This is a genomic window from Methylosinus sp. shoA (assembly GCF_059718125.1).
This window is the reverse complement of the sequence record NZ_AP046091.1, coordinates 3,633,885-3,651,730: the sequence shown is the minus strand read 5'-3', so window position 1 is coordinate 3,651,730 and position 17,846 is coordinate 3,633,885. Positions and strand designations below refer to the sequence as shown.

The 17,846-nt window shown below is 66.9% G+C and carries 20 protein-coding genes; 10 read left to right on the top strand and 10 right to left on the bottom strand.

The features are described from left to right. Positions 1-234 precede the first annotated feature (234 nt). Both AC6IW9_RS16905 and AC6IW9_RS16900 read left to right on the top strand, forming a co-directional pair. Positions 235-1,287 (top strand): hypothetical protein, encoded by a 1,053-nt coding sequence (locus tag AC6IW9_RS16905; RefSeq protein WP_497765255.1) that lies wholly within the window; start codon positions 235-237, stop codon positions 1,285-1,287. A gap of 31 nt (positions 1,288-1,318) precedes the next feature. After that, positions 1,319-2,245 carry a hypothetical protein gene (locus AC6IW9_RS16900; protein ID WP_497765254.1) on the top strand — a complete coding sequence of 309 codons (927 nt, stop codon included), beginning with the start codon at positions 1,319-1,321 and terminating at the stop codon, positions 2,243-2,245. Between the two features lie 62 nt (positions 2,246-2,307). Here the strand turns inward: AC6IW9_RS16900 and AC6IW9_RS16895 are convergent, their stop codons facing one another. Continuing rightward, a complete protein-coding gene (locus AC6IW9_RS16895) occupies positions 2,308-2,826 on the bottom strand; it encodes a DNA-deoxyinosine glycosylase (protein ID WP_497765253.1) in 519 nt (172 codons plus the stop codon). A 23-nt stretch (positions 2,827-2,849) separates the two neighbouring features. Between AC6IW9_RS16895 and AC6IW9_RS16890 the strand changes: the two genes are divergently transcribed. Both AC6IW9_RS16890 and AC6IW9_RS16885 read left to right on the top strand, forming a co-directional pair. After that, positions 2,850-3,110: a DUF1640 domain-containing protein gene (locus AC6IW9_RS16890; protein WP_497765252.1), complete on the top strand. Its 261-nt coding sequence runs from the start codon at positions 2,850-2,852 to the stop codon at positions 3,108-3,110. Between the two features lie 122 nt (positions 3,111-3,232). Continuing rightward, the gene (locus AC6IW9_RS16885; protein WP_497765251.1) at positions 3,233-3,448 is read left to right on the top strand and encodes a DUF1289 domain-containing protein; all 216 of its coding nucleotides are present in this window, start codon (positions 3,233-3,235) and stop codon (positions 3,446-3,448) included. 2 nt (positions 3,449-3,450) lie between these two features. Here the strand turns inward: AC6IW9_RS16885 and AC6IW9_RS16880 are convergent, their stop codons facing one another. The 5 genes from AC6IW9_RS16880 to recJ all read right to left on the bottom strand — a co-directional run bounded on the left by AC6IW9_RS16880 (position 3,451) and on the right by recJ (position 9,694). After that, complete coding sequence (locus tag AC6IW9_RS16880) at positions 3,451-4,530, bottom strand: DNA polymerase III subunit delta' (RefSeq protein ID WP_497765250.1); 1,080 nt, start codon at positions 4,528-4,530, stop codon at positions 3,451-3,453. Then, positions 4,527-5,243 (bottom strand): dTMP kinase, encoded by a 717-nt coding sequence (tmk, locus tag AC6IW9_RS16875; RefSeq protein ID WP_497765249.1) that lies wholly within the window; start codon positions 5,241-5,243, stop codon positions 4,527-4,529. Before tmk ends, AC6IW9_RS16880 begins: the two co-directional genes overlap by 4 nt. Beyond that, positions 5,240-6,430 carry a D-alanyl-D-alanine carboxypeptidase family protein gene (locus AC6IW9_RS16870; RefSeq protein ID WP_497765248.1) on the bottom strand — a complete coding sequence of 397 codons (1,191 nt, stop codon included), beginning with the start codon at positions 6,428-6,430 and terminating at the stop codon, positions 5,240-5,242. The genes tmk and AC6IW9_RS16870 overlap by 4 nt, the downstream gene beginning before the upstream one ends. 296 nt (positions 6,431-6,726) lie before the next feature. Further along, a complete protein-coding gene (locus AC6IW9_RS16865; protein ID WP_497765247.1) occupies positions 6,727-7,599 on the bottom strand; it encodes a septal ring lytic transglycosylase RlpA family protein in 873 nt (290 codons plus the stop codon). A gap of 271 nt (positions 7,600-7,870) precedes the next feature. After that, positions 7,871-9,694: a single-stranded-DNA-specific exonuclease RecJ gene (gene recJ / locus AC6IW9_RS16860; protein ID WP_497772546.1), complete on the bottom strand. Its 1,824-nt coding sequence runs from the start codon at positions 9,692-9,694 to the stop codon at positions 7,871-7,873. A 196-nt stretch (positions 9,695-9,890) separates the two neighbouring features. Here recJ and AC6IW9_RS16855 point away from each other — a divergent pair, with 196 nt between their 5' ends. Then, positions 9,891-10,970, top strand: a complete 1,080-nt coding sequence (locus AC6IW9_RS16855; RefSeq protein ID WP_497765246.1) for a YcjF family protein — start codon at positions 9,891-9,893, stop codon at positions 10,968-10,970. A 44-nt stretch (positions 10,971-11,014) separates the two neighbouring features. Continuing rightward, the gene (gene xth, locus AC6IW9_RS16850) at positions 11,015-11,815 is read left to right on the top strand and encodes an exodeoxyribonuclease III (RefSeq protein ID WP_497765245.1); all 801 of its coding nucleotides are present in this window, start codon (positions 11,015-11,017) and stop codon (positions 11,813-11,815) included. Between the two features lie 5 nt (positions 11,816-11,820). Here xth and AC6IW9_RS16845 read toward each other — a convergent pair whose 3' ends face one another. Continuing rightward, positions 11,821-12,270: a hypothetical protein gene (locus tag AC6IW9_RS16845; RefSeq protein ID WP_497765244.1), complete on the bottom strand. Its 450-nt coding sequence runs from the start codon at positions 12,268-12,270 to the stop codon at positions 11,821-11,823. Between the two features lie 390 nt (positions 12,271-12,660). On the opposite strand from AC6IW9_RS16845, the gene AC6IW9_RS16840 reads away from it, so the two are divergent. Together AC6IW9_RS16840 and AC6IW9_RS16835 are read left to right on the top strand one after the other, a co-directional pair. Continuing rightward, the gene (locus tag AC6IW9_RS16840) at positions 12,661-13,203 is read left to right on the top strand and encodes a hypothetical protein (protein WP_497765243.1); all 543 of its coding nucleotides are present in this window, start codon (positions 12,661-12,663) and stop codon (positions 13,201-13,203) included. Between the two features lie 273 nt (positions 13,204-13,476). Continuing rightward, positions 13,477-14,076: a superoxide dismutase gene (locus AC6IW9_RS16835; protein WP_497765242.1), complete on the top strand. Its 600-nt coding sequence runs from the start codon at positions 13,477-13,479 to the stop codon at positions 14,074-14,076. 141 nt (positions 14,077-14,217) lie between these two features. Here AC6IW9_RS16835 and AC6IW9_RS16830 read toward each other — a convergent pair whose 3' ends face one another. The 3 genes from AC6IW9_RS16830 to AC6IW9_RS16820 form a co-directional block, all read right to left on the bottom strand. After that, positions 14,218-14,361 (bottom strand): hypothetical protein, encoded by a 144-nt coding sequence (locus tag AC6IW9_RS16830; RefSeq protein ID WP_497765241.1) that lies wholly within the window; start codon positions 14,359-14,361, stop codon positions 14,218-14,220. Positions 14,362-14,400: 39 nt separating this feature from the next. Then, the gene (locus tag AC6IW9_RS16825; RefSeq protein WP_497765240.1) at positions 14,401-14,631 is read right to left on the bottom strand and encodes a DUF1640 domain-containing protein; all 231 of its coding nucleotides are present in this window, start codon (positions 14,629-14,631) and stop codon (positions 14,401-14,403) included. A 109-nt stretch (positions 14,632-14,740) separates the two neighbouring features. Continuing rightward, a complete protein-coding gene (locus tag AC6IW9_RS16820) occupies positions 14,741-15,943 on the bottom strand; it encodes a pyridoxal phosphate-dependent aminotransferase (RefSeq protein ID WP_497765239.1) in 1,203 nt (400 codons plus the stop codon). A 224-nt stretch (positions 15,944-16,167) separates the two neighbouring features. Between AC6IW9_RS16820 and AC6IW9_RS16815 the strand changes: the two genes are divergently transcribed. Together AC6IW9_RS16815 and AC6IW9_RS16810 are read left to right on the top strand one after the other, a co-directional pair. Then, positions 16,168-17,601, top strand: coding sequence for a glycosyltransferase family 87 protein (locus tag AC6IW9_RS16815; protein ID WP_497765238.1), 1,434 nt, complete (start codon positions 16,168-16,170; stop codon positions 17,599-17,601). Beyond that, positions 17,592-17,834, top strand: coding sequence for a hypothetical protein (locus tag AC6IW9_RS16810; protein ID WP_497765237.1), 243 nt, complete (start codon positions 17,592-17,594; stop codon positions 17,832-17,834). Before AC6IW9_RS16815 ends, AC6IW9_RS16810 begins: the two co-directional genes overlap by 10 nt. Positions 17,835-17,846: the final 12 nt, after the last annotated feature.

Here is a 17,846-nt window from a genome sequence, read left to right as displayed (position 1 = left end):
CCGACCGGCCGAGACATGCGCGAGCGCACAGCGCCACTCGTGATCTTCGGCGAGATTACGTGGGTCGAAAGGGACAGACTCCTCGATCGGAAAATCACAACAGCAGTTCCGTTTCTCCGACAGGAACCGACTCGCTTCGACGCTGGTGCGCTCGACGCCCTCGAGAGAGCCGATCCTGCGCGCGCACTTCAATTTCCTCACCCTCGCGACGAGGGGCACCGATGGAGACACGTCATGAGCTTCAGACATTTCGCATTCGGCTTGCTGACAGGGACTGTCGGCTTGCTCGCCGGATTCGCGCCGGCTTTCGCGGCCGACACCGGCATCACCATCGAAGCGGTCGACAAATATTCCTGCGGCGCGCTGTCGCAGAACAAGGCCAATGTCGACGGCTTCCGCAATCGCATGCTCTCGATCTCCGGCTATACGGCGGGCGTGCGCTACACGGACGGCCTCGTGTGGCCGACCGACTTCACCGATCCGCAGAAGGTCTCCGGCGGCTCCGACACCTACAACTTCGATCGGGCCGGCGACGCGATCGCCTATTTCAGCGGCCACGGCACCTGCAACGATCAGACGACGACGAGCTGCACGACGACGGCGGGCTGCCCGACCATTTCGGGACTGCAGAAGCGCTGTGTGCGTCACACGGACGGAAGCTCCGGACTTTCCGGCCGTTGCATGTATTCGCGGCCGCGCCAGATCATCGTCGACAAGACGGGAAAATCCTGCCAGTCGGTCAATTATTCGACCGGGCCGGTGCGCTGGGGCGAGAGCACGACCTCGAGTCCGTCGGGATGGGCCGGCGCGGGCACGAACGGCGGCATCAATCTCGCCGTCATCGACAACAGCTGCGGCGTCACGCCAGATCTCTACGTCGCGGAGTTCTGGAACGCCTTCGCCGGCATCTCCAGCATCGCCTCGATCATGCCGACCCGCCAAGGCAGCGACACGGCCGACGTATCCGGCCGCGGCCGCGCCTTCGCGGATCGCTATGTCGCCAATCCGAACTCTTCGGTCGGCTCTTCCTGGACCGGCTCCATCAACTCGGTCACCGGCGGCTCCAGCTGCGCTTTCGGCGGCGGCAAGCACGGGATCGTCGGCTGCGGCGCGCATATCATCATCTCGGCCGAGAAGACGCGGACATGGGCCGAATGGCAGAATCGCACCGAAACCTGGGTGCAGCTGCGCAATCCGTCCTATGACGCCTATGGCCCGACCGGATGGATGTCCTGGATCTTCACCTGCAACTACGACTGCAACAATCATCCCATCATTCTGCCCTGATCCCGAGGCGCGAACAGGAAAGGACACTCCCATGAAACTCGTTTCGACAACCACCGCCGCTCTGCTCTCCGGCCTCTCCGCCGCGGCGTTCGGATGCGGCTCCGCCCTGGCGGCGGAAGCGGGCGTGGCGGCTGGCGCCGCCTTCACCCTCCAGGCCTCCGCCTCGCGCTTCGACCTCGGCCCCAATGCGCGGGTCGAGACCACCGGCCCCTACCGGCGCCACATCGGCGACAAGGGCGTGTTCATGGTGGATACGGTGACGGGCGCGACGCTCGCAGTGCCGACATCGCCCACGATCCCGAAGCCCCCGGTCGGCCAGCGCTCGGAATCGTCGACGCTGCTGCCCGCCCTGCCGCAGCCGCTCTCGACCGATCCGGTGAAGCACAACGCCGTCGCCAAGACCTATCTGACGAAGGCGGGAGTTCCGGCGAAGGAAGTCGGCGGAACGCATGTCACGACCACCATGGCCGGCGGCGGGCCGATCTCCGCCGGCGTCCAGCCGAGCAAGTCGCAGCTCTTGTTCTACACCACCCATCTCGAGCGCAAGCTGAACGGCATTCCGGTCGAGAATTCATACGCCTTCGCCGCCTTCGACAAGAACGGCAAAGTCATCACCGAAGGGGCCTACTGGCCTGCGATTCCGGCGAGCGTGGTGCGCCAAGCGCTGGCCTTGAAGTCGAAGCTCGCCTCGCCCTCGGAGCGCTCCGCCTTCCAGAGCGCGGCCCAGGACGTGAGCTATGGCGGCGAGGTGAAGGACGCCGGCGAGGTGCGCATCGTGCATACCGGCTTCGACCATCACGGCGCCTTCGAAGCCAAGGCCGTCGTCACCACCACGGCCAAGAGCGCATTCGGCGGAAAGGCGCAGGTCATCCGGCTCGACGAGAACCGGGCGAAGGTCAAGCTCGTGGACGAGACGACGGCCTCGACCGACGCGGTCGACTCGCCGAAGGTCAAGTGATGGAAGCAGCCTTCGCAAGATCGTCAGAACCGTCCCCGGCGCGCCCGGGGACGGTTTTTCGCTCACAGCAGCTCGCGCAGCGCTTCCCTCCACAAATCGAGCTTGCGCTCGAGGGACATTGCGGCATGCGCCGGACTGGTCGACGGGAGCCGGATCGTCCGCGGAATGGGAGACGGCAGTCTCGGCGCGATCTTGCGGCGGAAGAGAGCCGCGGCCGTGGCGCCATTGAAAGCGATCAGCCCCACGCCCGGATGACCGGCGAGAAAAGCGGTCAGATCATTCGGCGTGACGCTCGCGGGATCGATCTTCTGGTCGAGGCTGCCGGGCCTTCGCCCCCGAGCGCAGACATCCCATAGGGCGACGCCGCGCGCGACGAGCCGCGACAGCCGCTCCTCATAGGGCAGTTCCGGCCCGGCGCCGAACAGCCGTCCCATGATCGGCCAGAAGGCGTTGCGCGGCTGCGCGTAATATTGCATGCGCGCCAGCGAGACCCGCCCCGGCAGCGAGCCGAGAATCAGGATGCGGGCGTCGGCGCCGGCGACGGGCGGAAAGCCTTTCGAAATGGTCGATTGATCGCGCAAGTCGAAACGCCTATTTCGAGCCCATGAGCGGCTCTGTCCCTTTCGATACGCTGAAACTCGTCGAAACGCCGGAGGCCGGCGGCTTCAGCCATGCGCAGGCGAAGGCCGCGGCGACGCGACAGGAGCCGGCGACGAAGGGGGACCCGAGGGAAACCGAGCTTCGACTCGACGCGAAGATCGAGACGGCCGTGCGCGATCTGAAAATCGGATTCGGTTCGATCATGGTTGTCGCCGTCGGCGTCCTCCTCGCAGCCATTCGCCATCTTCCGGCCGGCCATCCCTGAAGCCGCGGAGAAAGAGCGAGCATTCCGCCTCGCTGCGGGCAGATCATGATTTGCCCTTTGCTTCACGGCGAGTCTCGGCTATCGGTCGCCGGTCCCGACTGCCATGATCGCACGCTCGCACAATGGTCGATAGTCCCTGCATCGGCGTCTGCCGCATCGATCCGCGCGCCGGCCTTTGCGTCGGATGCGCGCGCACGACCGCCGAGATCGCCATTTGGCGCGACGCCTCCGAGGAGCAGCGCGCGCGGATCGTCGCCGAGCTGCCGCGCCGGCGCGCGCGGCTTGCTTCCGTCTGGGTTCCGCGCGAAGCGCCGGCCGCGAAGCCGCCGGACCGCTGAGATCACCGGCCGCCCCGCGCCGCCTCCTCCAGATCGGCGAAGATCGAGAGGATCAGACCGCGCTTGTCGAAATTATAGATCTCCGTTGCGCGCGCCGCTTCGTCGATGCGCTCGAAGGCGCGCGCATAGGGCGCGAGGCTCGCGGCGCCCGCGCCCTGCTCCGCCTTCGCGCGCACGGCGCGGCCGAGGAAGCGGAACACGGCGGTCAGGAAGGTTTCATAGGCGCTCTCATTGTCGCGTCCGGTCAGCCGGTCGGCGAGCGCATGAACCGCGAGCCAGTCGACCTGCGGCAGGCGCTGGAACATTGCGCGCAACGCGGAGTCGAAGGCGACGCCGTCGCCGTCGAGAAGGCGCAGCGCCTCGCGGACGGACCCTTCGGCGCCGGCCGCCGCAGCGGCGAGCTCGTTCTCCGGACGCTCGCTCCACGGCGCGCCGAGCGAGCGCACCGCCGCGACGATCTCGCTTTCGAGAAGCGGCGCGAGCGTCAGCTTGCGGCAGCGCGAGCGAATGGTCGGCAGCACGCGGCCGGGCCGGTGCGCGACCAGCAGGAACAGCGAGCGCTCCGGCGGCTCCTCGATCAGCTTCAGCAGCGCATTGGCGCTCGAGCGGTTGAGATCGTCGACGCTGTCGACGATGGCGATCCGCCAGCCGCCGGCTCCGGAGCTCTGCTGGAACAGATGAATGAGCCGGCGCACATCCTCGATGCGGATTTCGGTGTAATGCTTCTTGCTCTTCTCGTTCCAAGTCCTGCGCAGCAGCGTCACGTCCGGCAGCGCCAGAGCGCGGATACGCCGCGCGACCGGCGAGTGCGGCGGCACGTCGAGCGAGACGGCGGCCTGCGCCGCCGCTGCGGACGGATCTGGATGCGCGACGAGAAAACGCGCCAAACGCCACGCGAGCGTCGCCTTGCCGACGCCCTCGGGGCCGCCGATCAACACGGCCTGCGCCAGCCGGCCGCGCCGAAAAGCGTCGAGCAGCTCGCGCTCGGCCTCCGCATGGCCGAAGAAGCCGGTGGTTTCCCTGGGATGTGGGGCGCCGGCGAAGCGGTCGCTTTCCGGCAGGCCCTCGCTTTCGTCCTTCACGCCGTCGCGCTCGCGGCGGCGAACGGCGCCTCGGGCCGAAAAAAGCGCGCCTCGACAATGTGCCAGATCGCCTGCGCGACCTCCTGCTCCGGGGCGCGGGCGTCGACGACGCAGCAACGGCCGGGCTCGCTCGCGGCGATATCGAGATAGGCGCGCCGCAACCCTTCGTGAAAAGCGAGCCCCTCGCGCTCGAAACGGTCGGGCTCCTCGCCGGGCCGGCGGCGGCGCTTCGCGCGTTCGAGGCCGACCTCCGGCGGGATATCGAGGATGATGGTGAGATCGGGCTTGGCGCCGAGAAGGGCGACCCGCTCGAGCAGCGCGATGAGCCGCGGATCGACGCCGCCGCGCGCGCCCTGATAGGCCCGGGTCGAATCGGCGAAACGGTCGCAGATCACCCAGGCGCCGCGCGCCAGAGCCGGCTTGATCAGCCGGTCGAGATGGTCGATGCGCGCCGCGGAGAACAGGATCGCCTCGCCGAGCGGGCCGAGCGGCGCCGCTTTGCCGCCGAGCAGCGCCTCGCGCAGCGCCTCGGCATGCGGCGAGCCGCCGGGCTCGCGCGTCGCGATCGCCTCGACGCCGCGCCCGGCGAGCCTCTCCTGCAGGAGCCGCATCTGGGTCGACTTGCCTGCGCCTTCGCCGCCCTCGAGCGTAATGAAGCGGCCGGGGCGGCCTTTGTCCCGCCCGTGCGAGCCGAAGGGCGGTTCGGCGCTCATTGCTTCTTCGCGAGCTTGCTGTGGATGGCGGCGGCCGCATATTCATAGGCCGCATCGAAGGCGCGGCTCGGCAGCGAGCCCTTGTCGACATTCTCCGCCGCCTCGAGCGGCTGCTCCAGCACGACCGTCGCGCCGCGGCGAATCTCCAATTTCGCCACCTTGGCGCCGGCGGCGACCGGCGCGATCAGCGGCCCCTCATAGACGATCTTGCCGGAGAGCTTCTCGGTCCCTCCCCTCTGCAGAAGAACCTTCACGTCGGTCGGAGAGACGACGTCGATGGAGCCGTGATCGCCGCCGTAGACCTGAGCCTGGCCGATCACCTCGCCCGCTTTGAACAGCGCCCTCTCCTCGAAATTGCGGAATCCCCATTGCAGCAGCTTACGCGCTTCTTCCGCGCGCTCCTTGGCCGTCTTCGCGCCATAGACGGCGACGATCAGCCGGCGGCCGTCCTGCACGGCGGAGCCGACGAGGCCGAAGCCGGAATCGTCGATATTGCCGGTCTTCAGCCCGTCGGCGCCGAGGCTCATCGTGAGCAGCGGGTTGCGGTTCTGCTGGCGGATCTTGTTCCAGACGAATTCCTTCTCGCTGAAATAGCGATAGAAGTCCGGATAGGCGTCGATCAGATAGGCGGCGAGATGAACCATCTCGCGCGGCGTCACCTTCTGGTCCGGTCCGGCCTGTCCCCAGGGATTGCCGAAGATCGACTTGGCGAGGCCGAGCTCCGAGGCGCGTTTGTTCATGCGGCCGACGAAAGCCTCCTCCGACCCCGCGACGCCCTCGGCGAGCGTGATGGCGGCGTCATTGCCGGAGACGATGACGAGCCCGCGGATGAGATCCTCGACCCGCGCGCGGCTGTTGACCGCGAGGAACATCGCCGACCCGCCGGCCGGCGCGCCGCCGCTACGCCAGGCGTGCTCGGACACGGTGAACTCGTCGTCGAGCTTCAGGCGGCCTTCGGATATCTCATGGAAGACGATCTCGGCGGTCATGATCTTGACCGTCGAGGCGGGGGTCACGAGATCGTCCGCGGCTTTCTCGAGCAGCACGGTGCGCGTTCCGGCGTCGACCAGAATGGCGTGCGGAACGCTCGTCTGAAAACCTTCGGCGAGAGCCGAGGCAGGAATGGCCGCGAGCGCGGCGAGCGCCAGGACGATGCGGACGAGGGGACTGGGAAGGAGAAGAAACACGCGCTCTCGCCTCCGTTCGATCGCGCTCGGCGCGCGGAGGCGCCCGATGCGAGCCTGTCCGCAGGAATGTGGCGCGTTCGGCTTCAGAAAGCAACCGCGCGGGATACGCGCGCAGGGTGATCGGGTGAAGGTTTCCTTATGCCGAGGAGGCTCCGAAGGAGCCGTCTCGAAGCGCGGAGACCTCCGTTCCGTGATCTGGAGCTCGCCCTCGTGCTTTTGAGACGCCCGCGGGCTCCTCGGCATGAGGGCGAGGACCAAGGTCCTTCACCCGATTGCCCTGAATACGCGCAAGGGCGTCAGTTGGCGGCCTGCTTCATGCGTCCGTGCGAGGCGGCGCCGAGATCGAAGGGGCGCGACGGCGGCAGCGGCGCGCTCTTCGCCATCGCGAGAGCCTTGGCCGAAATCGGCGCGGGAGCGGCGACCGCCTCTTCGGGCGTGTCGCGGCGAGGGACGGCGGCGCGCTCGGCGCGCGGCGGCGGCGCTTCGAGCATCGCCATGCGCACCGGCTCCGGCCGGCTCGCGACCATGATCGGCGCCGCGCCCGGCAGCGCCGCCGGAAGACCGTCGTCGCGCAGCGTCGCGAGCAGCTTCTCGTCGTCGGAGCCGGCGAGGCTCGCGCGGCCGACATAGTCGACTTTCACGCGCGCCGTGCCGATGCGATGGAAATCGAGCGCCTCGGCGACGCGCTGCGATACGTCCATGACGCGGCCGCCGTGATAGGGCCCGCGGTCGTTGACGCGGACGATCATCGAGCGTTGGTTGCGCAGATTGGTGACGCGCGCATAGCTCGGCAGCGGCATGGTGGGGTGGGCGGCGCTGATCGACTCGCGGTCGAAGACTTCGCCATTGGCCGTCCTGCGGCCGTGAAAATCGGAGCCATACCACGAAGCGAGGCCGATCGAAGAATTAGGCCGTTCACTCGGATAATAGGTCTTGCCGGCGATCTGATAGGGCTTGCCGACCATATAAGAGCCGCCGCCGCGCGGCACCGGCTCGCCGTCCGCGACGACCCGGGGGCTCGGGGCGACGCCATAGCGCGCATCGATCTGCCCGCGTTGATGGGCCAGGCGTTGAACGGGCGGCGGCGCCGAGGAGCAGCCGGCCAGAGCGCAGAGGCCGAGAAGGGCGAGGGAGCGACGAAAAGTCGGCAGTCCAGGTCGCAGAACCATGATGTCTCGCGCATTCGCTCGTGTGAAAAGCAATCGCCTCGGACTATCCGGATTCGGATTTGCGCCGCTCGCGCGCGCCGAAACGTCGGTCTCCAGCAATCGCATTCCTCCAGTTTGACGCGAGGCAATTGCGTAAAAGTTAACGCGAAGCCGCCGCGCCCCATCGCTACTCTCGAGCTTGGCCATGAGAGCGGCCAATTGCGACCAAAATGCGACAATCCCCAGGAAACAGATTGGAAAACCTCCTGCTTCACAAGGAGTAACGCGACATTTACGATGATAGCCGAACGGGTCGGGCCAGATCGACGATCCGCGTCTCGGCCCGCTCGAGCCCGCGAAACACGCGGGCGCCGAGCCGCGCGGCGACATGCATGAGCTCGCCGCGGCTGCGCAGCAGCGCGTCGCCGATCTCGGTCCCGGCCGAGCGGAAGGCGACGGCGTCGATCCGCGCCCCGTCCCCGGACTGGAGCCGGACCCGCACATGATCGGAGCCGACGATTCCGGCGTCGACGATGCGATGGTCGGGAAAAACGAAGAGCGGCTCCGGATTTCCCGAGCCGAAGGGTCCCGCCTGCTCGAGCATCCGGGCGAGGTCCGCGTCGGCGCCGCGCGCGGTCAGCGCGCCGTCGACCAGCAGCGCATCGCCGGCGCGAGCGCGCTCCACCTCCTCCTCGAGCGCGAGATTCATGAAGGCGCGAAAAGCCTCGATCCGCTGCGGGGCGAGGGTGACGCCCGCCGCGAGCCTGTGGCCCCCGCCCTTCTCGACGAGCCCCTCCTCGACCGCTCGCCGCACCGCGCGGCCGAGGTCGACGCCCGTTGAAGCTCTACCTGAACCTGAACAGACTTCCCCTTTTTGTCCAATAACAAAGGAAGGGATTTTAAACTTGTCCTTCAACCGTGATGCAACGATTCCGACAATGCCCGGATGCCAGCCCTCGGCCGCCACGACGAGGCAGGAGAGACGGTTGGAGCACATCAGTTGGCGGTCGGCCTCGGCCTCGGCCTCCTCCAGCGTCGATTTCTCGAGCGCCTGCCGCTCGCCGTTGAGCCGATCGAGCTCGGCGGCGATCCGCGCCGCCTCGATCGGGTCGCGCAGCGTGAGCAGGCGGGCGCCCAGCGCGGCGTCGCCGATCCGTCCGCCGGCGTTTATCCGCGGGCCGAGGGCGAAACCGAGATGGTAGGGACGCGGCGGGCCGTCGACGCGCGCGGCGTCGAGCAGCGCCGCGAGGCCGACCCGCCGGCGCCCCCGCATCACCATGAGCCCCTTGGTCACAAAGGCGCGGTTGAGCCCCCGCAGCGCCGCGACGTCGGCGACCGTCGCGAGAGCGACGAGGTCGAGACCGGCGAGCAGGTCCGGCTGCGGACGCGCGCTCGTCCAGAAGCCGCGCTCGCGAAGCGTGCGCGCGAGGGCGGCGAGGGTCATGAAGGCGACGCCGGCGGCGCATAAATGCCCGAGGCCGGAGAGATCGTCGGCGCGGTTCGGATTGACGACGATCGCGTCCGGCAGGCGCTCCGGCGCCTGATGATGATCGACGACGATGACGTCGAGCCCGATGCCGCGAGCGTGGGCGAGCGCGTCATGGCTCGTCGTCCCGCAATCGAGCGTGACCAAAAGGCTCGCGCCCCTCGCCCTCAGCTCCGAGATCGCCTCGACATTAGGGCCGTAGCCCTCGAGAATGCGGTCGGGGATGTGGAGAAACGGCCGCGGACAGCCAGCCGCCTCCAGAAACTCGACCATGAGGGCGCTGGAGGCCGCCCCATCGACGTCATAATCGCCGAAGACGGCGATCTGCTCGCCGGCCTCGATGGCGCGGGCGAGCCGATCGACCGCGGCGTCCATGTCCTGGAGCACGAGCGGATCGGGCATCAGCGCGCGCAAGGTGGGGTCGAGAAATGCGGGCGCGCTCTCCTGCGTCACCCCTCGCCCGGCCAGCACGCGCGCGAGAAGGTCGACGAAACCATGGACCTGAGAGATGGCGAGCGCCTGCCCCTCCGCCGCCGCCTCGAGGCGCGGCCGCCAGGCGCGCCCGGAGAGCGAGCGCTCGACGCCCAAAAAAAACTGGCGCTCGTCGCGCAAAGCGATCGAATCCGACATCGACGGCTCTATGAGACTTCGAATCGCGCCGAGACGGCGGAGACCAGACGCTACAGGCCGCCGCCGGCGAAATCGAGCCGCCTCGAACTCGGCCGCGCCGTCGTCCACAGGCGCGGGCGACGCGGCGACGAAAATGCCGAGCGGTATCGGCGGCCTTGCGCTAGAAAGCGGAGGCGACGGACAGCGAAAGCAAGAGATGAGCGACGCAGAGCGAAGGCCCCGGCCGCGCGCCTTTCGATTGGAGGGCGAGCAGATCGTTCCGCCCAGGAGCGCCCGCCCGCAGGAGCCGGAACGCGTCCCCCCGGCGAGCTTCATCGAGCCGCAAGCCGACATCTTCTCTCTCGAGCTCGAGGAGCCGGCGCGCGACCCGGCCGAGCAAGAGAAGGCTGTCGAGGCGGCGCAGAAGAGCGGCGTGCTCAGCAGCCTGCTCTTCTCCTGGGGCGGCCTTCTCGCCTCCTCGGTCTTCGGCCTCGTCACCCTCGCCGCAGGAATGTGGCTCACCAATCTGGTCGAGGATCTCTTCGCCCATTCGGCCCTGCTCGGCGCGATCGGCCTCGCTCTCGCCGGCGTCGCGGGCGTCGCCCTCGCCGCCCTGCTCACCCGGGAGAGCTTCGCGATCCTGCGGCAGAACCGGATCGCCCAGCTGCATCTGGCGCTGGCCGAGGCGCGCAGCCGCGACGATGTGAAGGCTGCGCGCGAGCGCGTAGTCGAATTGTGCAAGATCTATGAGGATCGCCCCGAGACCGGGCGGGCGCGGGCGCTGGTGATCGAATTCTCCAAGGAGATCATCGACGGCAGCGATCTCGTCGATCTCGCGGAGCGCCACCTCGTCCTGCCGCTCGACGCGCAGGCGCGCCGCGAGATCGCGGAGGCGTCGAAGCGCGTCTCGATCGTGACCACGGTCAGCCCGCGCGCCCTGCTCGACGTTCTGTTCGTCGCCGCCCAGGCGGTCCGCCTGACGCGCCGCATCGCGGAGATCTATGGCGGCCGGCCGGGGCTGCTCGGCTTCTTCAAGCTGGCGCGCTCCGTCGGCGCCCATCTCGCGATCACCGGAGGGCTGGCGATCGGCGACTCGCTGCTGCAGCAGGTGGTCGGGCACGGGCTCGCCGCCAAGCTCTCCGCCCGATTGGGCGAGGGGGTGCTCAACGGCCTTCTCACGGCGCGCGTCGGCCTCTCCGCCATGGCGGTCTGCCGGCCCATGCCCTTCTGCGCCGAGAAGCCGCCCGGCGTCGCCGATGTGGCGCCCTTTTTGTTCGGCGACAAGGCCAAGGGCTGACGCGCCGCCGTCATAATGTCACTCGTTCGAGAAATGTCCGCCGGATGAAGATCACGACCTGGAACATCAATTCGGTTCGCCTGCGCATTCCGCTCGTCGTCGACTTCCTGAAGCAGCACGCGCCCGACGTGCTGTGCCTGCAAGAGACGAAGTGCCGCAACGCCGAATTTCCCTATTCCGACTTCCGCTCGCTCGGCTACGAGCATTTCGCCATCAATGGGCAGAAGGGCTATCACGGCGTCGCCATCATCTCGAAGCATCCGCTGGAGTTGCTGGAGATCCGCGACTTCTGCGAGACGGGCGATGCGCGCCATGTCTCGGTCGGCCTGCCCAATGGCGGGACGCCGCTCACCATCCATAATTTCTATGTGCCGGCCGGCGGCGACGAGCCCGATGTGACGATCAATCCCAAATTCGCTCACAAGCTCGGCTTTCTGGACGAGATGAAGGAATGGGTCGTGCGCGAGCGCGTCACCGACGGGCGCGTCGTGCTGGTCGGCGACCTCAATATCGCGCCGCTCGAGCACGACGTCTGGAGCCACAAGGCGCTGCTGCAAGTGGTCAGCCATACGGCGGTGGAGGTGGAGAAGCTCGGCGCCGTGTTCAGCGCCGGCCCCTGGATCGACGCCATGCGCCGCTTCGTGCCCGAGCAGGAAAAGCTCTACACTTGGTGGAGCTATCGCGCCGCCGATTGGACGAAATCCGACCGCGGCCGCAGGCTCGACCACATCTGGACGAGCGGAGCGCTGTCGGGCGCGCTCGAAGAGATGACTGTGCTGCGCGAGGCGCGCAGCTGGCAACGCCCGTCCGACCATGTGCCGGTGACGGTCGCCCTCGCCGTCTGAGGTCCTCAGACGCCGACCTGCGCCTTCAGCTCGGCGACCGAGGCGAAGCGCCTCGCGCCGCCGGCGCCGCGCAGCTCCACCGAACCGTCCGAGAACATCACATAGACCGCTCCGCCGCTGATATAGCGGTCGACCTCGACCGGCCCGTCCTCCGCCGAAGGACGCAGCCGCGACACGAGATTTTCCCGAGCCGCGGCGCCCTCTTTGGCCGCCGCCTGGTCGGCCTGCCGCTCGGCGATGCGGATCGCATGATCGAGCCGCGACAGCACCGCGCCGAGCGCCAGCGTCACGAGGCCGCCCGAGATCGCGACGGCGCCGGCGATGAACAGGCTCCAGCCGCGCTCGATCTGGATCGTCTCCCAGCCCTTCCACATGGCGATGGGGCCCCAGACCGCGAGCGCCAGCCCGGCGGCGGCGACCGCCCAACGTGAGAGAGAGAACAACCAGCGCCGCATTTTCGTCCCTTCGTGCCCGGCCGGCGGCGCGCTTCTCGTCGAAGCGGCCGAGCGCCGATCATATGCATTCCGCGCGAAGATTTCGGCGTGATTGTGGAGACGCGGCTGAAACCGCGCGGCCAGGACGCGAAACGAGCGCTCTGCGGACAGGAATTCGATCGCTCACCGGGATTCGACGGCGGTCCCATCGCCGTCGGCGACGTCGAGTCGTTCCGCCTGCGGCGCCACGCCGCATCGTAACTGTAAAGTCGAATACTGACATCTGAGAAAGAGGCGAATGTCTCTTTGAAGGAACGGCGTCAACGATCCGTCTATAGAGGGGAGTCGAACACGATGGATACGCGCTCATCGAGGCGTAGTATATTTGCGCTCGCTTTGCTTTCCGTAATAGTGACGGCAGGCTCTGCCTTCGCTCACGAGGGAGTCAAGCTCGAGCAGGACACTTGCGTGGTGAAGGTCGGACCCGTCACGATCCATTTCATCGGCTATCAGCGCAAAGGCGAGCCACAGGAATTCTGCGAGGACATCGCCCAGACCGGTCCGACGGTGATCGCGCTCTCGGCCATCGAATCCGGACGCCTCCCCGACTCTTATATCGTGGAGAACCAGGCTCCCGCCCCGGCGCCGGCCGCGTCGGCGGTCGATCTGCGCGAGATCGCCATCGGCGTGCGCATCGTCAAGGATGTCGGGGAAGCGAGGGAGAAGGCGGATATCGCCGCGGCGACGCAATTCTACGCGCCGCCGAAAATCCATCGCAATGCGACGATGACCTTCGAGCACGACTTCCAGAAGGCTGGGAGATATGTCGCGATCATCACAGTCGCCGACCGCGACGGACAGGAATGGAGCGCGCGCTTCCCCTTCACGGTGGGCGTGTTCAGCCTGTGGAACTCGATCGATTACGTTCTATACGTCATCGGCTTCCTGCTTTGAGCGCCGGTCTGTGGCGCCTCGCTTGGCGAAGGACGAAACCGGCAGAGTCCGCGGATGCGGTCGCCGCATTCCATCAGGCCGAATGACGGTCGAGCCCGCCCCGATCCGTACGGGGCGGGCTTTTTCACTGCGGGCGGCTTGTCGTTCGCTCCTTGCATGAAATTTGTAAGACTGCGGGTGTGCGAAGTTGCTTGGAGCCCTGCCGGGTTCTAGGTAGAGGCGAGCGCGACGAGTCCGTGCTGCGCTCGCGAACCCCAGTCAGGAGCATGGATTATGAGCTTCACCCTCCCCGACCTCCCCTACGCCTATGACGCGCTGCAGCCTTATTTGTCGAAGGAATCCTTCGAATATCATCACGACAAGCATCATGCGACCTATGTGACCAACGCCAATAATCTCATCAAGGGCACAGAGTTCGAGGGCAAGCCGATCGAGGATGTCGTCGTCTCTTCCTTCGGCAAGAATGTTCCCGTGTTCAACAATGTCGCGCAGCACTACAACCACTCCGAATATTGGAAATGGCTGAAGCCCAACGGCGGCGGCGCGATTCCGGCCAAGGTGGAGAAGGCGATCGTCGATTCTTTCGGCTCGGTCGACAAGTTCAAGGAGGAGTTTCAGACCCAGGGCCTCGGCCAATTCGGCTCGGGCTGGGTGTGGCTCGAGGTCAAGGACGGCAAGCTCGCCGTGCGCAAGACCCCGAACGCCGAGAACCCGCTCGTTCATGGCGCCAAGCCGCTGCTCGTCGCCGATGTGTGGGAGCACGCCTATTACATCGACTACCGCAACCGCCGCGCCGACTTCCTCAAGGCATTCCTCGACCATGTCGTGAACTGGGAATATGTCGAGCAATGTCTCGAGGCGGCGACGAAGTGACGATCGCCGCCTTTTGAAATAAACGCGATACGGCGGCGACGCGAACGCGACGCCGCCGTGAACACGAAGGACGACGCTCGGCCTGCTCGGACGCGCGACGGATTGTAGAGCTTCTCCCGCGCGAGCCGAATCGCAGCTCGGTCATGTGCCGGTTGAGGCGCGCTGATGTGCGCATTCGAGCAGCGAATGCCCAGACGTCTTGTTCAATATGCGATAAACGCCCATTTCTTTCGGCGTTTCCTTGTGGGCTCGCTTCAGCTCGCTCTTTCGATCCATCTCGTGCATTCCAATCGATCGTTTGAATGCCGCCGCGCGCTTGGACCCTCAATGTCCGCCCGAGAAGTAGCGAATGGCCGCGAGAATCATGCCGGTCGCGACGACCGTAAGCCCGCCGAGCTTGATCGGCATGCGCAATTCGAGTTCCCGCAAATCGGCTTTCGTAGCGAGCTCGTGGCTTCGGCGAAGGCCTCGGGCCGCCGCTTTGGCCTGCTCGTGCGTGAAGCCTCCCGCTTCGAGCTTCTCGACGAATTTCAGCATGTCGAACGAGACGCTCACCGGATCGATCCCTCGCCGCTTGCTATGCGCGACAATATAGCGCGGATCACGCCGGCGTGCGAGGCTGGCCGCAGGCCCTGGATTCGCTTCGCCGCAACGACGATCGCGGTTACGTCAGGCTCGCGCAGAACCTCTGGATCTTCCCGCAGGCGTCCTCGAGCGTCGCATTCGACGTCGCATAGGACACGCGGAAATTCGGTCCTGTTCCGAAAGCCGAACCCTGCACCACGGCCACCCCCTCCGCCTCGAGCAGGGCGGTCACGAAATCCACATCGCTCTCGATGACCTTTCCTGAAGGCGTCTTGCGGCCGATCGCCCCGGCGCAGGAGGGGAAGACGTAGAACGCGCCCTCTGGCGAGGGGCACTGCAGATATTTCGCTTGGCCGAGCATGGACACGACGAGGTCGCGCCGCTCCTGGAACGCCTTGCGGAAGGTCGCGAGATGATCCTGCGGACCTTCCAGCGCCGCCACCGCCGCCCATTGCGCGATGGAGCACGCGCCGGACGTCTGCTGGCCCTGCAGCATGTCCATGGCCTTGATCAGCGGCGCCGGGCCCGCGGCGAAGCCGATGCGCCAGCCGGTCATCGCATAGGCCTTGGAGACGCCGTTCATCGTCAGCGTGCGGTCGAACAGGTTCGGCTCCACCTGCGCCACAGTGGCGAATTTGAAATCGCCATAGACGAGATGCTCGTAGATATCGTCGGTGAGGATATGCACCTGCGGATGGCGCAGCAGCACATCGGTGACCTTCTTCAATTCGTCATGCGCATAGGCGGCGCCGGACGGGTTGGACGGCGAGTTCAGCACCAGCCATTTGGTGCGCGGCGTGATGGCGCGCTCGAGATCCTCCGGCTGCAGCTTGAAGCCGTGCTCCATCGTCGTGTCGACGAAGACGGTGGTTCCGCCGCAGATCGCCACCATCTCCGGATAGCTCACCCAATAGGGCGCCGGCACGATCACCTCGTCGCCGGGATTGACCGTCGCGAGAAAGGCGTTGAACAGGATGTGCTTGCCGCCGGTGGCGACGATGACGTCCGACGCCTTGTAGTCGAGCCCGTTCTCGCGCTCGAACTTCCTGGCGACCGCCTCGCGCAGCGGCGGGATGCCGAGCACCGGCGTGTAGCGCGTCTCGCCGCGGCGGATCGCCTCGACCGCGGCGTCGCAGATATGCGTGGGCGTGTCGAAGTCCGGCTCGCCGACCGAGAGCGAGATCACCTCCCTGCCCTGCGCTTTGAGATCCCGCGCCTTCTGCGTCACGGCGATCGTGGCGGAAGGTTTCACGCGGGACAAAGCGTCGGCGATGAAGGCCATCGGCGGAGCTCCTCTCTAGAGCGGTTCGGTGCTGATGCGAGCGAAGTGTGCGCTGCACAATTCGAACCGTGACCATAGACGCCGCCCGCGCGCCATTCAATCGAAATTCACCACGCGACATGCGACAGGCCGGCGCGACGTCCGCGGATTTCCGGTTTCTATACGCATGCGTCCTAGCTTTCCCATGGCTGCGCTCGCGTCGCGGCCGATCGGGAGAGATGCGGATGTGGCGGAGTCTGCGCAGCGGAGCCTGGCTGGACGAGAAGCGCCTCGCCGTCTATCCGGCGATGTTCCTCGTTCTCTCCGTTGTCGCGATCGCGGCGACGCTCGCCCTGGCGGAGGGCCGCTTCGACGCTAACGGCCATCCACTCGGCACGGATTTCTCGCAAGTCTGGGTCGCCGGCCTCGAAGCGCTCCACGGAAAGCCCGAGGCGCCATTCGATCTCTCCCGCCACATCGCCGCCCAGCGCGCCGAATTCGGCGCGGCGAGCGATGTCTATGGCTGGCACTATCCGCCCTTCTTTCTCGCGCCCGCGATGGCGCTTGCCGCGCTGCCCTATCTGCACGCGCTGGCGCTCTGGCAATTCGCGACGCTCCTCCTCTCTCTTGCCGCCGTTCTGGCGATTCTGCGCAGGACGGCGGTCGCTCCCTGGCGCGTCGCTCTCACGGCGCTCGCCTTTCCTGCGACCCTCGTCAATCTCGGCCATGGGCAGAACGGTTTCCTCACAGCCGCTCTGCTCGGCTTCGGCTTTCTCGCCCTGCGTCCGCATCCGCTCGTCGCCGGCGTCTGCTTCGGCCTGCTCGCCTACAAGCCGCAATTCGCGCTCGTCCTGCCGATTGCGCTCGTCGCCGGCGGCTGCTGGAGGGCGATCGCCTCGGCGAGCGCGACGACAGCCGTGATGATCGCCGCGAGCGCCGCCGTCTTCGGCGTCGAAACCTGGATCGCTTTCGTGCGCAGCCTCGCCGACACGCGGTCGATCGTGCTCGAGCAAGGCGCAGCGGGATTTGCGAAAATCCAGAGCGTCTTCGCCGCCGTGCGTCTCGTCGGCGGCGATGCGCCTCTCGCCTATGCTGCACAATCGGCGACGACGCTGCTCGTCGTCGGCGCGCTCGCGCTGCTGTGGCGCTCCGCGGCGGACGAGCGCGCCAAGGCCGCCGCGACAATTGTCGCGGCTTTGCTCGCGACGCCCTATTGCCTCGACTATGACATGGCGGCGCTCGCGCCGGCCCTCGCGTTCATGGCGGCGCTCGGCGCGGAACGCGGCTTCGGACCCTTCGTCAAGACGACGCTCGCCGCGGCTTTCGTGCTTCCGCTCGTCGCGCGTCCATTCGCGAGCGTCGCCGATCTGCCGCTCGGCGCTGTGACGCTCGCCGCCCTCTTCATCGTCATTTTCCGCGACGCGCTGCGCTCGGGCGACGAAGCGGACGATCGCTCGAATACGATCTTTCGCGCATTTCGCCGCGCTGTTTTCACGAAAAAATCACGATTGCCCGGCGTCGCCGATGCAACTTTCCACGGCGCATCGCCGTTATCGCTACGTCGAACGATCTGGCGGCGGATCGATCGGTCGGCGCGCGCAATCGCAGCGGGTGGGGGCCGCTGCGGCGCGCAGAGCCTCGTGAATAGCGTCCCGAAAGAGGAAGCGTCATGTCGTTAGTGGACAAATTCGAAGATCGGCTCGAGCCCGCCTTCACACGCAGCTTCGATCCCGAGTCGGCCCGGCGCCAGTTCCGCGTGTCACTGCTGCTCGTCGCCGCAATGGCGCTCGCCGCCTTCATTCTGGGCTTCGCTCTGCCGCTCAATGCGCCGCGCAGCACTCCCCCCGCGCCCGCGTCCTTGTCCGACAGCGGGGCTTTCTCCGGCCGGCTCGTCACATTCGAAGCCGAGTGAAGCGCCACTCGA